At 43.1% G+C, this 13,034-nt stretch carries 11 protein-coding genes; all 11 read right to left on the bottom strand.

Features of this window, described 5'->3' with window-relative positions; translation table 11 throughout:
* Window positions 1-3: 3 nt before the first annotated feature.
* Entirely contained in the window at window positions 4-2,205 is a 2,202-nt protein-coding gene (gene infB, locus BUB93_RS00560; RefSeq protein ID WP_073269116.1) for a translation initiation factor IF-2, read from the bottom strand.
* Window positions 2,202-2,531 (bottom strand): L7Ae/L30e/S12e/Gadd45 family ribosomal protein, encoded by a 330-nt coding sequence (locus BUB93_RS00555; RefSeq protein ID WP_073269115.1) that lies wholly within the window; start codon window positions 2,529-2,531, stop codon window positions 2,202-2,204. Before BUB93_RS00555 ends, infB begins: the two co-directional genes overlap by 4 nt.
* Entirely contained in the window at window positions 2,518-2,784 is a 267-nt protein-coding gene (gene rnpM, locus BUB93_RS00550; RefSeq protein WP_073269114.1) for an RNase P modulator RnpM, read from the bottom strand. Before rnpM ends, BUB93_RS00555 begins: the two co-directional genes overlap by 14 nt.
* An 18-nt stretch (window positions 2,785-2,802) precedes the next feature.
* Window positions 2,803-3,891, bottom strand: coding sequence for a transcription termination factor NusA (gene nusA / locus BUB93_RS00545; protein WP_073269113.1), 1,089 nt, complete (start codon window positions 3,889-3,891; stop codon window positions 2,803-2,805).
* A gap of 40 nt (window positions 3,892-3,931) precedes the next feature.
* A complete protein-coding gene (gene rimP / locus BUB93_RS00540; RefSeq protein WP_073269112.1) occupies window positions 3,932-4,396 on the bottom strand; it encodes a ribosome maturation factor RimP in 465 nt (154 codons plus the stop codon).
* 113 nt (window positions 4,397-4,509) lie between these two features.
* Window positions 4,510-8,769, bottom strand: coding sequence for a PolC-type DNA polymerase III (locus BUB93_RS00535; protein WP_200789369.1), 4,260 nt, complete (start codon window positions 8,767-8,769; stop codon window positions 4,510-4,512).
* Window positions 8,729-9,394, bottom strand: a complete 666-nt coding sequence (locus tag BUB93_RS00530) for an MgtC/SapB family protein (protein WP_073269111.1) — start codon at window positions 9,392-9,394, stop codon at window positions 8,729-8,731. Before BUB93_RS00530 ends, BUB93_RS00535 begins: the two co-directional genes overlap by 41 nt.
* Window positions 9,394-10,458: a flavodoxin-dependent (E)-4-hydroxy-3-methylbut-2-enyl-diphosphate synthase gene (ispG, locus tag BUB93_RS00525; protein WP_073269344.1), complete on the bottom strand. Its 1,065-nt coding sequence runs from the start codon at window positions 10,456-10,458 to the stop codon at window positions 9,394-9,396. Before ispG ends, BUB93_RS00530 begins: the two co-directional genes overlap by 1 nt.
* 38 nt (window positions 10,459-10,496) lie before the next feature.
* Window positions 10,497-11,504 carry an RIP metalloprotease RseP gene (rseP, locus tag BUB93_RS00520; protein ID WP_073269110.1) on the bottom strand — a complete coding sequence of 336 codons (1,008 nt, stop codon included), beginning with the start codon at window positions 11,502-11,504 and terminating at the stop codon, window positions 10,497-10,499.
* 11 nt (window positions 11,505-11,515) lie between these two features.
* Window positions 11,516-12,310, bottom strand: coding sequence for a phosphatidate cytidylyltransferase (locus BUB93_RS00515; RefSeq protein WP_073269109.1), 795 nt, complete (start codon window positions 12,308-12,310; stop codon window positions 11,516-11,518).
* Entirely contained in the window at window positions 12,310-13,026 is a 717-nt protein-coding gene (locus BUB93_RS00510) for an isoprenyl transferase (RefSeq protein ID WP_073269108.1), read from the bottom strand. Before BUB93_RS00510 ends, BUB93_RS00515 begins: the two co-directional genes overlap by 1 nt.
* Window positions 13,027-13,034 lie beyond the last annotated feature (8 nt).

Raw genomic sequence — 13,034 nt, 5'->3', positions numbered from 1 at the left:
TATCTATGTTCTTGCTATCTCTTCCATCGTGAAGGCTTCTATTTGATCGCCTTCCTTTAAATCGTTATATTTCTCGACGCCTATGCCACACTCGTATCCCTGGGCTACTTCCTTTGCATCGTCTTTAAATCTCTTTAGAGATGTCATTTTGCCTTCGAAAACAACTATGCCGTCTCTGATTACCCTTACATCGTTGCTTCTTGCTATTTTACCATTGGTAACGTAGCAGCCTGCTATGGTACCGATGTTAGGAACCTTAAACGTTTGTCTTACTTCCGCAGTACCGAGAACTACTTCCTTGTATTCAGGAGCCAACATTCCCTTCATGGCCTGTTCCACATCGGCGATGGCATCGTAGATGACCCTGTATAGCCTTAAGTCTACCTCTTCCCTTTCGGCGAGTGCATTGACGTTATTTCCCGGTCTTACGTTAAAGCCAATAATTATCCCGTTTGAAGCTGCTGCAAGCATAACATCGGACTCGGTTACCGCACCTACTCCGCCATGAATTATATTGACTCTTACTTCCTCATTGGTAAGCTTCTCCAAAGACTGCTTAAGTGCTTCAACAGAGCCCTGAACATCTCCTTTGATGATTATGTTTATATCTTGAACTTCTCCCTGCTTGATGTGATTGTAAAGTTCGTCAAGAGAAAGTGGAGCGCTCCTTTTTACCTTTTGCTCTTTCAAGTGGGTTCTTCGCTTATCCGCTATCTGTCTTGCGGTTCTGTCATCCTTAACAGCATAGAATTCTTCTCCTGCTTCAGGTACCTCGTTAAGACCCAAAATTTCAACAGGAGTGGAAGGTCCGGCGGTCTTTACCTTTTTACCTTTGTCATTAAGCATTGCTCTTATCTTTCCATAAGATGTCCCGCTGACTACTGAATCTCCGACTCTCAATGTTCCTGCATTTACCAGCAGGGTAGCAACTACGCCTCTGCCCTTGTCGAGCTTGGCATCTATTACAGTACCCTTTGAAAGTCTGTCCGGATTGGCTTTAAGTTCCTGAACCTCGGCTACAAGCAGTATCATCTCAAGGAGTGTATCCAAGCCTTCTCTGGTCATTGCAGATACGGGAACGAATATGGTGTCACCACCCCATTCTTCTGCAACTAGGTTGTATTCGGTAAGTTCCTGCTTGACCTTGTCCGGGTTGGCTCCGGGCTTGTCAATTTTATTTATTGCTACTATGATTGGCACTTTAGCCGCCCTAGCATGGTTTAAAGCTTCTACAGTCTGTGGCATTACCCCATCGTCTGCAGCGACAACCAAAACAGCGATATCCGTTATGCTCGCTCCACGATGTCTCATTGCCGTGAAGGCTTCATGTCCCGGCGTATCGATAAATGTGATTGCTTCGTCGTTTGTCTTGACCATGTAAGCTCCGATATGCTGGGTAATTCCACCGGCTTCCTTTGCTGTTACGCTGGTCTTTCTTATTGCATCAAGAAGGGAGGTCTTGCCGTGATCGACATGGCCCATAACAGTTATAACTGGAGGTCTGTGGATCAGATTTTCCTCATCCTCTTCTTCTTCGACATTTAGCATTTCCGCTACTTCTTCTTCAACATCCTCGAGCTCGATTTTAACTCCAAGCTCAGAAGCTACTACCTCCGCAGTTTCAAAATCGATTTCCTGGTTGATTGAAGCCATGACTCCCAAGCCTATGAGCTTTTTGATTATCTCAGTCGATGGCACGTTTATCTTTACTGCAAAATCACCTACGGAAACGGCGGTTGGAATCATTGCTACTAATTCTTCTGTTTCGTCCTCGCCCTTTTTCTTCTTGTAGGCGCTTTTTGATTTTTTCTCTTTTTTGCTGTTGTCTATAGCCACAGGAGTTACAGGAGGCTTCTTGCTTTTTCTGAAGTCTTTTTTTCCGAGCTTTTTCTTATCTGCCTTCTGCTCAGTTTTAGCTTGTGGCTTTGCGAGGGGTTTCGCCCCTTCAGTCGCTTTTTCTTTTACGGCCTCAGGTCTTTGCGGAGCCTGCTCTTTTTTTTCGACTGTCTTCACAGGCGTTTTCTCCTGTTTTGGACTCTCGCCTTGTGATTTGTTGTAATTGTTTCTAAAGTACTTTTCCTGCTGCTCGGTCAATGCACTCATGTGGTTCTTGACAGGTATGTCCATACTGTTCAATACCTTTACCAGTTCCTTGCTATTTACATTAAGTTCTTTTGCCAGATCGTATACTCTTACTTTGTTCATAAAACTCCCCCTGTTTCTTTTAGATTTTCGTATAATTTAACCAGGTTATCACTTTGGTTTTGGTCTTTAAAGCCCGCTACTGCTGCCGCTTTCTTTCCCACTGCTTTTCCCAGTTCCTCTTTTGTCGACGCTCTCAGGGCAGGTATGCCTTTTTCCTTGCAGAAACGTTCGTACTTGGCCCAAATCCTGTCTGAAGTATCTGTCGCCACCACTACAAGCTTTAAGGTCTCCCTGTTCATTTCCTTTTCTACCATATGGTCTCCAAGTACTATCTTCCCTGATTTTTTACATATTCCTATAAAATTCAAAAACTTATTTTTTTGCATTCTTCACATCATCCATAATCTTCAATTTTACGGCTTCGTCGATTTCCATCTTAAAAGCCCTGTTCAGGGCGTTTTTCTTTAGAATCGCCTCTGTGCATTCGTCACTGCCGCATAAATAGGCCCCTCTACCGTTGGCCTTTCCTGTGGGATCGTAGAAAACTTCACCTTCTTTGTTCTTTACGACACGTATAAGGTTCTTTTTGTCTATCTTCTCTCCGCAAACTATACATGTTCTTTGAGGTATTTTTCTCATGGTAATCCCTCCAATCTGTTATAGATCCAGATCGTCAAGCAGATCGCTGGCGATTTGATCGATCTCTTCCATGTTTTCACTTTGGGACTTGCTCTTTATGTCGATCTTCCACCCTGTAAGCTTTGCTGCCAGTCTCGCGTTTTGTCCTTCTTTTCCTATAGCAAGAGACAGTTGATAATCATCCACTATAACCAGTGCCGATCTTTCAAGCTCATTTACGTCCACTCTTAACACCTTCGCAGGACTCAGAGAACTAGCGATGTATTCTCTGGGATCATCGCTCCATTTAATTATATCAATTTTTTCGCCATTTAGCTCGTCAACAATATTTTGAACCCTTATTCCCTTGGGTCCTACGCATGATCCTACAGGATCTATATTGGATTCAACAGCTGATACAGCTATTTTAGTTCTGGAACCGGCTTCCCTTGATATAGACTTTATAGTGACAGCGCCGTCATAAATTTCTGGAACCTCGTTTTCAAACAATCTTTTTACAAGTCCGGGATGGGTTCTTGATACCATGATCTGAGGTCCCTTAGTGGTTTTTTTAACTTCAAGGACGTACACCTTAATTCGCTTGTTTTGGGAATAATCTTCTCCTGAAACCTGCTCGTTTGGCATCAATATCCCTTCTGTTTTTCCAAGATCCACATATATGTTGTTTTTTTCTTTTCTTTGGATAACTCCGTTTATGATCTCGTCCTCACGCTCGGAGAATTGGTCGAAGATGATGTTTCTTTCAGCTTCCTTGATTCGCTGCACCACCAGCTGCTTTGCATTCTGTGCTGCGATTCTTCCGAAGTTCTTAGGCTTGATTTCTATCTCTGCTAAATCTCCAAGTTGATATCCATCGTAAATCTGCTTGGCATCATCCAATGTGATTTCGATATTGGGATCAAATACCTCTTCAACTACTTCCTTTAAAGCATGTACGTTTATTTCTCCAGTCTCCCTGTCTATGTTTATCTTGATTTCATGGGAGCTGCCGTAGTTTTTTTTGTAAGAAGATGCTATCGCTGCTTCTATGGCATCTATCAGCTCTTCCTTTTTTATTCCCTTTTCCTTTTCCACTGAATCCAGTGCAAGAATAAAATCTTTATTCATCTTGTTTGTAAACCTCCGTTATCATTATATGGCTTCTAATTTAAAATTCAAAATACAGTTTTGCGCTTCCTATCGATTTGACAGGGATCTTAATCACTTTATCTTCTTCTAAGAACAAGGTTAGCACCTCATCCTCGATCCCGCCGTTTATACCTTTGTAGTACTTGCTTCCTTCTATCTGGGCATAAAGATTGACCTCTATCATCTTCCCCTTGTACCTGTCGTAATCCGCCTTTTTCTTTAGTGGCCTGTCAAGACCCGGTGACGAGACCTCCAGAAAGTAGCTTTGAGAAATGGGATCAGTTTCATCCAGCAATACGTTTATTCTGCTGCTGAAGGCCTGGCAGTCATCCAGGTTCACTCCCCCGTCCTTGTCTATGTATAGGCGCAAAAACCAGTTTTGTCCTTCCTTAATGAACTCCACATCCACAAGTTCAACCCCCAATTCTTCCGCTATGGGCTCGGACAAATCGAATACGAATTCATCCGTTTTTTTCTTCGCCATATCAAAACCTCCCGTATCAAATAATAAAGAGCGGGTTTTTCCCACTCTTCGAAAAGTAAACTCAAATTGTTACTGTTAATCATATCATACTCTCATTTTTTTTTCAAGTACCTTTAAAACAGGCTTATCTGGTTGGATTGTGGCAATTCGTTGATGGTTCCGTGCTTAAGCAGGGTTTCCACGTTCGTCTTGCTTAGCTTGGTTCTTGCCTGGAGGTCCTCTATGGATATGAATGAGCCTTTCTTTGCTGATTCGTACACATTTTGAGACGCCTTAAGCCCGATTCCTTCCAGGGCGTTAAATGGCGGCAGCAGCTTTCCATCCTTTATGATGAACTTTGAGTAATGTGATTCGTACAAGCTGACCGGAAGGAAGTCATAACCTCTGCAGAGCATCTCCAGTATGAGCTCCAGGACAGTAATCTTGGATTTATCCTTGGCAGTTGCTCCGTTGCCTATTTCCTTGATCTCTCTAATGGCCTTTCTGACCCTGTCTTTTCCCTGTACCGCCAGGTGGGCGTCAAAGTCATCAGCTCTTACACTAAAATATGTGGCGTAATAAGCAAGGGGGTGGTGAACCTTAAAGTAGGCTATCCTAAAGGCCATTGTCACATATGCGACGGCATGGGCCTTTGGAAACATATATTTAATCTTGTTGCAGGAATCAATATACCACTGGGGAACATCATGCTGGTTCATAAGGGCTACGTCTTCATCGCTTAAGCCCTTGCCCTTTCTTACCTTTTCCATAATATTAAAGGCCTTCTTGCTGGGCAGACCCATATGTATGAGATAAACCATTATGTCATCCCTGGTACAGATGACTTCTTTGATGGTGGCCGTTTTATTTGCTATGAGCTCTTGAGCATTGTTAAGCCAAACGTCCGTTCCATGAGAAAGACCGGATATTCTTATTAAGTCTGAAAATGCAGAGGGCTTGGTAGCCACCAGCATCTCCCTTACAAATCCTGTCCCGAATTCAGGTATCCCATAAGTTCCCACTGTGGATCCTATATCCCCGTCAACCAGCTTCAGTGCCTTGGTGGAAGTGAAAAGGCTCATAGTTTCTGAATCGTCCAAGGGAATCTTAGTTGCATCAAGACCCGTCAGGTCTTCAAGCATACGTATCACGGTAGGATCGTCATGACCCAGGATATCCAGCTTCAAAAGCCTGCCACTTATAGAATGATAATCAAAATGTGTGGTGGTAGTCGTGCTGTCTACGTCGTCTGCCGGCTTTTGTATGGGGCAGAAATCGTATATCTCTTTATTTGAAGGAACCACCATGATTCCACCGGGATGCTGGCCCGTAGTCCTTTTTATCCCGGTACACCCATCAACCAATCTATCGATCTCCGCATTTGTGATCAGGCATCCGTTTTCCTCCAAATAGTTTTTTACAAAACCGAAGGCTGTCTTCTCTGCGATAGTAGAAATAGTGCCTGCTCTGTATACGTTGCCCTTTCCGAATAGCTCTTCGGTGTATTTATGGGCGGTGGGCTGGTATTCCCCGGAGAAGTTTAAATCTATATCCGGCTCCTTGTCCCCTTCGAATCCAAGAAACACCTCAAAAGGAATGTCAAAGCCATCTTTTATGTATTCACTGCCGCATTTCGGACACAGCTTGTCCTCAAGGTCCGGTCCCGAGCCAATCTGAGAGCTGTCGTAAAATTCACTGTTTTTGCACTTTGGACAAACGTAGTGAGGAGAAAGTGGATTTACCTCTGTAATATTGGAAAATGTAGCCGCCAGAGATGACCCTACTGAACCTCTAGAGCCTACCAGATAACCGTCCTCCAGGGATTTTTTCACTAGTTTATGGGCAACAAGGTACAATACAGAATAGCCATTGCTTATTATGGAGTTAAGCTCCTTGTCTACCCGGGCTTCAACAACCTCGGGAAGAGGATCTCCATATTTATCCTTGGCGTAGGCAACGATCATTTCTCTGATCTCCTGATCGGACCCCTCTATTATAGGAGGGAATGTTCCATTTGGTATGGGCAGCACGTTATCGATCATATCTGAAATTTTTATTGGATTTTCGATAACAATTTCACGAGCCTTTTGTTCATCTAGATAGTAGAACTCGTGAAGCATCTCCTGAGTAGTCCTGTAGTAAAGGGGCGGCTGTCTATTAAAGTCGTCATACTTTTGACCGCACATCAAGACCTTCCTGAAGCACTCATCCTCTTTATCCACAAAGTGGACGTCCCCTGTAGCAACCACAGGTTTGCCATATTTTTCTCCAAGGGCAATTATTCGTTTATTGATATTTTTAAGTTCTTCTTCGTTGTTTACGATTCCCTTGTCCAGCAAAAAAGCATTGTTGCCGAGAGGTTGAACCTCCAGGTAATCGTAGAATTCGATGATCTTCTCGATGTCATCTTCCGATTTGTCGTTTAATATTCCTTTGTAGAGCTCGCCGCTTTCACATGCGCTTCCTAAAATCAAGCCTTCCCGGTATTTTTCCAATACGCTTTTGGGAATTCTGGGTTTTTTGTAGAAGTACCTAAGGTGGCTCATGGATACCAGCTTGTAAAGATTTTTAAGGCCTGTTTGGTTCTTAACGAGTATTATTATGTGGGCAGTGTCCATCTTCTTTATAGCCTGCTCGCTGTCGAATACATGGTTTAGATCATCTGCTGTCTTGGCACCCTTGTCCATGCTTATTCCCACAAGCTTGATAAACACCTTGGCCGTGGCCATGGCGTCGTCGCTGGCACGATGATGGTTTTTCAAATCAATCTTGAAATACCGGGAGAGGCTCTTTAGGTTGAACCTGCCCAGATCGGTTAAAGCGTTTCTTGCCAAAGACAGAGTGTCTATTACTGTGAATTTCTTTTCAATGCCCAGCTTTCGACAGAATGCTTCTATGAAGGATATGTCAAATCTTGCGTTGTGGGCAACCATTATGTTGCCTTCTGCAAAGCTTAAAAACTCCTCCATTACGACGTCGATCTCCCGCTGATTTCTTACCATCTCATCAGAAATTCCGGTTATCTCTGTAATCTTAAGGGGCACCTTTGCTTTTGGACGAACAAATGAATTGTAGGTTTCTACGATTTGACCGTTGTTTACCTTGACAGCTCCTATTTCAATGATCTCACTGTTTTTGGCAGATAAGCCTGTAGTCTCTAGGTCAAATACCACAAAGCATCCGTCAAGCGGGCCGTCTCCTTCCCCCCATTTGGAGTTTTTATTGTCATCTACAAGGTATCCTTCCATTCCATAGATAACTTTGATATCTTTTTTAGCCGCTAGCTCCATAGCCTCGGGATAAGCCTGCAATACTCCGTGGTCCGTGATGGCTATTGCCTTATGTCCGAAATCAGATGCAGTTCCTATAAGCTTGGAAAGCTTCGCCACGCTGTCCATCGAGCTGTATTGTGTATGGGCATGAAGCTCTATCCGTCTGGTTTCGGCTTCATCCTTTCTCGGTTCCACCCATTGGCTTTCTATTGAACTGACTATAAGCACGTTCTCTCTGGCAAAAGTATCAAATTGGATTTTCCCTTTCACCTTCAGCCAGCAACCTTCGCTGATTGATGACATGACCTTTTTTGTCTTTTCTTCGTTTAAGAAAGACTTGCATGTCAAAGATGAGGTGTAGTCCGTTATATTGAAGGTGACGATAGTCATATTGTTTCGGATTTCCTTTTGGTCAATCTTAAAGATTTTCCCTCTGATTGCCACATCCTGATCCGAGGAGACTTCGTTCATTGGGATTGGGGCATCCTTGATTTTTCTGCCAAGTATCGTGGAAGCCTCCATGGGTCTGTTGGCCAATGGTTTGGTGCCGGAGGGTTTCTGTCTTGTTTCAAAGCTATTTACCTTTTTCTTTTCTGATTCGATTTCTTCACTGAGCTCCTGCAGTCCGTCCATGGGACAAAAGGAAAATTCCACATTGATTTTGGTCTTCTCGCCAAACCATCTTCTCAATTTTTGGGGAGCATCCGTTTCTGTCATATTCTCACAGTCGGATTTGTGAATAAGGGGTATTCTGATTTTACCGGGTTCTATTACCCAATTGTTTGCAGTAAGCAGCACTTCCGGATAGTTTGATTTTATCCATTTTTTGATATCATCCTTCTCGGAATCTCCAATATATCGATCATCCGACTTTACAGGAATCAACTGAATCTCTACCTGATTGTTCAAAATCCCTTCAAGGTCTATGCGGATTTTATCAAGATCCGTATCCTTTAAGGGATTTACGTACAATGTCCATCGGCTTTTCTTTCTGGCTACTTCAACCCTTTTAATCTCAAAGGCCTCCCGGGAAAGAACCTCTCCTATGGATTTCTTAATATTTTCACTATCATTTAGCATTTTATACACCTGTTTCACTCTTGATATTAATAAAAGCCACATCCTCCTTGGACAAGTAATTGAAAATACTGAACTCCTTGTCTTGAGGGTGCTTTAGTACGGTCAACTTTACATGTTTTTCCCTCAGCTGAAAATCAAGTATCTTAAATTCGTCACTATCTATATCCTTGTATAGCTTGTCCGGATCGAAATCTAGGTTAAACTCCATTTCAATGGAATAGATTTTTGCCATATCGTACTTTTTCAAATTGATGTGTGAAAAAGCTCTCAATATTATAAAAACAGCCGCTGAAGCAGCTAGGGCTATTTCATAGTAACCTGCTCCGATAGCCAGACCAATGCATCCTACCGCCCATATAGTCGCAGCTGTGGTGAGGCCTCTGACATCAAACCCGGATCTTAATATGGTGCCTGCGCCTAAAAAACCTATCCCGCTTATTACCTGAGCCCCCATTCTAGATGGATCCGTCGGGCTGATATCCTGATAATCCCCGGCTAGAGCTATGCCTGTTAGCATAACTACAGTTGCTCCTACAGAAACCAGTACGTGCGTCCTAAGTCCAGCCGGTTTTTTGGTTTTTTCACGTTCCAGACCTACCAAGCCGCTAAAGAGTATTGATAATGCTATCCTTAATACGATATCCAAAATTTCCAGATTTCCTTGCATTAAATCACCTTGAATTCCTTGATTTCCCTAATCATCTCACTTACTATGTCATTTTCATCAATAGTTCTGATGATTTCGCCCTTTTTAAACAGTATCGCTTTTTTATCCCCTCCGGCTATGCCTATATCGGCATCTCTTGCCTCTCCGGGGCCGTTGACAGCACATCCCATAATTGCTACCTTGATTTTCTTTTCTATCCCGGCCGCCGCTTTTTCAATTTCTGCGGCGTATCTGATGAGGTCGATCTTGCACCTTGCGCATGTGGGACAAGAAATGAACTCGATATCCGGCTTCCTAAAAAGACCTAGAGACTTAAGTATTTCCCTGGCTACCTTGATTTCCTCTACCGGGTCTCCTGTGAGGGAAACCCTCATGGTGTCGCCAATTCCCATATTGAGTATGATTCCCAGCCCTACAGAAGACTTGATAGTTCCTCTAAATGGAGTTCCCGACTCGGTTATCCCTATATGCAGGGGGTAGTCGTATTTTTTTGAAAAAAGATCATAGGCCTTGACGCTCATTAAAACGTCGGAAGCCTTAATTGATACGACTATGTCGGTAAAATCCATGTCTTCAAGTATCTTTATGTGATTTGCGGCGCTTTCAACAAGCACTTCTCCGCTTATTTTTCCATCGTATTTTTTTAGAAGCTCTTTGCCCACCGAACCTGCATTGACCCCGATTCTGATAGGTATGCCATTTTCCTTTGCGGACCTAACGACTTCCTGTACTCGTTTTTCATCACCGATATTTCCGGGATTTATCCTAAGCTTGCTGATTCCGCATTCAATGGATTTTAAGGCAAGCCTGTAGTCAAAATGTATATCTGCCACTAAGGGAATAGATATATTCTTTTTTATGTCCTTCAGAGCCTCTGCGCTTTCCATATCAGGGACAGCTACTCTGACGATGTCGCATCCCGCTTTCTCAAGGTCTTTTATTTGATTCACGGTAGATGCCACATCTCTAGTATCCGTTGTGGTCATGCTCTGTATGGCAATTGGGTTCCCCCCGCCTATTTTGACATTTCCTACGTTTATTACTTTGGTATATTCTCTTTTAATCACTTTATCTCCTCATTTACATTCTCAGGGATTATTAATCAGTTAAGCCTCAATATGTCGTTGTAGGCTATAAATAATGCAAGAGCCATAAGAATTACAAAACCTATTAAATGTACCATTCCTTCTTTTTCGGGGTTCACCGGGGAACCTTTGATCCACTCTATCAGGACGAAAACTATTCTGCTTCCATCTAGAGCAGGAATCGGCAACAGATTGAAAATCGCCAAGTTCAAACTGATTATGGCTGCTAAATTCAAAAGCGCCACAGCTCCGTACTGAACTGTTTCACCTACTATGCCCACTACTCCGATTGGTCCCATAAGGTCTCCCGTAGATGCATTCCCGGCAATCAATGCGCCAATAGCGGAGAACATCAATCTGGTATACATATAGGACTGGGTTATTCCTCCTGACAAAGACCCCAGTATGGTTTTTTCTCGAGCCGGAGTTATTCCTATCCTGTACCTGTCGAGCTCGGTGTCTAAATATGAAGTCAACTGAATCTCTATAATTTCTCCCTCTCGGTCCAGGGTTATCCCATAATCAGATTCCCGGCTCTCGTCAAGGGCAAGGTTTATATCGTCCCAAGAATCTATCCCTTCACCATTTATAGAGAGTATCTTGTCTCCCGACGCCATTCCTGCTTCATAAGCCGGATACCCTATCTGAACCTCATCGATGGTGGCTGTGGGTATCCCTATTATGAAAAATACCGCCGTGAGCAAGATTATGCATCCAATTATATTCATGGCCGCACCTGCAGAGAGTATCAGTATCCTGGAGAGCTTGCTCTTTGAATTATAGCTCCCCTCCGAATAGTCGCTTTCATCCTCTCCCTGCATCCTGCAAAATCCTCCAAGAGGGATAGCCCTCAATGAAAAAAGCGTCTCTTTCCCCTGTTTGGAAAAAAGCACGGGCCCCATTCCAATGGCAAACTCCAGTACCTTTACCTTAGACATCCTTGCTGCTATGAAATGTCCGAACTCATGTATTACTATCAAAAACCCAAATATCAATATGGATACTGCAATTGTAAAAAAATTCACCTTATCACCTCTCAGGCTGTCATTATTAGAATCATGTAATATACCACTGGGGATGCAAATATGATGCTGTCAAAACGGTCCAGCACTCCTCCATGCCCAGGGAAAAGATTTCCAAAATCCTTGATTCCAAATTGTCTTTTAATCATCGACGCAGCCAAATCGCCGATTTGAGACACTGCGCTCGCAACCATGCCGATAAATCCGTATCCGATAATGGACAAGCCACCCGGGTACGCATGATTTAGGTAAAACCCATAAACCAAAGCCAGGACGATACCTGCCACCAAACCTCCGATAGAACCCTCAACTGATTTTTTAGGGCTGATCTTAGGTGCCAGCCTGTTTTTCCCGAATCTGATTCCAACAAAGTAAGCAAATGTATCGGTACCGAAGCATATTAAGAAAACCAGCCATATCAGAAGGCTGCCTTGTTCCATGCCTTCAAGCAGAATGAGATGCCCCAAAAAAAAGGTTGCGTATACCAATCCGTAGACCCCATAAGCGGTATTCGAGATATTCGTATTGTCTTTAAGGACATCCCTTCCTGCCAGAATCATTACTGAAAACACCAAAACTCCCAATGTATATTCCTTGAAGAAATAAAAAGAAGATGTCATGCAAAGCCCCAATACAATCAACAACCAAGCATTCAAGCTTACCTTATCGTCTCTGATGGCACCAGCGTATTCCCATAGTCCTATGGAAGCTAAAACGGCTACAGCCAAAAACAACGCCATACCTCCAATTGACACTATCAAAATGAGAAGAGGCATGCCCAAAACAGCTGTCAGAACTCTTTTACTCATCAAACCCCTCCAAATCTTCTTGTTCTATTTTGAAACTCCTCCAAAGCTGAAAGAAATATCTCCTCTGTGAAATCCGGCCATAAGACCGGCGTGAACCAAAGCTCGGAATAAGCGCACTGCCATATTAAAAAATTGCTCAGCCGCATTTCACCGCTGGTTCTTATCACAAAATCCGGATCAGGCAATCCAGCTGTATACAGATTTTCTTCAATAGTGCTTTCACTTATGTCCTCAGGATCGATTCTTCCCTGTTTGACCATTTCCGCAATTTCCCTGACAGCATTTAGAACCTCAGATCTTCCACCGTAATTTACCGCAATATTTAAGACAAGTCCTGTATTTTCCTTAGTCAGTTTTTCTGATTCTGCAATCTGCTCCTTTAATTTCTGAGAAAGAGGGGCTATGTCCCCAACAATACGAAGCTTTACGTTGTTGTCATTTAGCTCTGATACTTCTTTTTTTAGGTATCTGCTGAATATTCCCATCAAGCCGGCAACCTCAGTATGAGGTCTTTTCCAGTTCTCCGTTGAAAAGGCATAAAGGGTCAAAGCTTTTATACCTAGTCTTGAGGATACCTTCACTATTTCCCTAATGGTTTCAACTCCGGCCTTGTGTCCGTACAGCCGTGGTTTATTCTGCATTTTCGCCCATCTTCCGTTTCCATCCATTATGATGCCCACATGATTGGGCAGATTTTCGGATAAATTATTTGACATAGGTTTTC

Origin of the sequence: Alkalibacter saccharofermentans DSM 14828, assembly GCF_900128885.1 — a bacterium.
GTDB lineage: Bacteria > Bacillota > Clostridia > Eubacteriales > Alkalibacteraceae > Alkalibacter > Alkalibacter saccharofermentans.
Note: the sequence above shows the minus strand (reverse complement) of the source record. Positions and strands in the feature narration are given on the sequence as shown.

Bases quoted from the DNA above. Each gene is read 5' to 3' on its own strand.
- infB (WP_073269116.1), bottom strand. From the start codon at position 2,205: ATGAACAAAGTAAGAGTATACGATCTGGCAAAAGAACTTAATGTAAAT.
- BUB93_RS00555 (WP_073269115.1), bottom strand. From the start codon at position 2,531: ATGCAAAAAAATAAGTTTTTGAATTTTATAGGAATATGTAAAAAATCA.
- rnpM (WP_073269114.1), bottom strand. From the start codon at position 2,784: ATGAGAAAAATACCTCAAAGAACATGTATAGTTTGCGGAGAGAAGATA.
- nusA (WP_073269113.1), bottom strand. From the start codon at position 3,891: ATGAATAAAGATTTTATTCTTGCACTGGATTCAGTGGAAAAGGAAAAG.
- rimP (WP_073269112.1), bottom strand. From the start codon at position 4,396: ATGGCGAAGAAAAAAACGGATGAATTCGTATTCGATTTGTCCGAGCCC.
- BUB93_RS00535 (WP_200789369.1), bottom strand. From the start codon at position 8,769: ATGTGGCTTTTATTAATATCAAGAGTGAAACAGGTGTATAAAATGCTA.
- BUB93_RS00530 (WP_073269111.1), bottom strand. From the start codon at position 9,394: ATGCAAGGAAATCTGGAAATTTTGGATATCGTATTAAGGATAGCATTA.
- BUB93_RS00515 (WP_073269109.1), bottom strand. From the start codon at position 12,310: ATGAGTAAAAGAGTTCTGACAGCTGTTTTGGGCATGCCTCTTCTCATT.
- BUB93_RS00510 (WP_073269108.1), bottom strand. From the start codon at position 13,026: ATGTCAAATAATTTATCCGAAAATCTGCCCAATCATGTGGGCATCATA.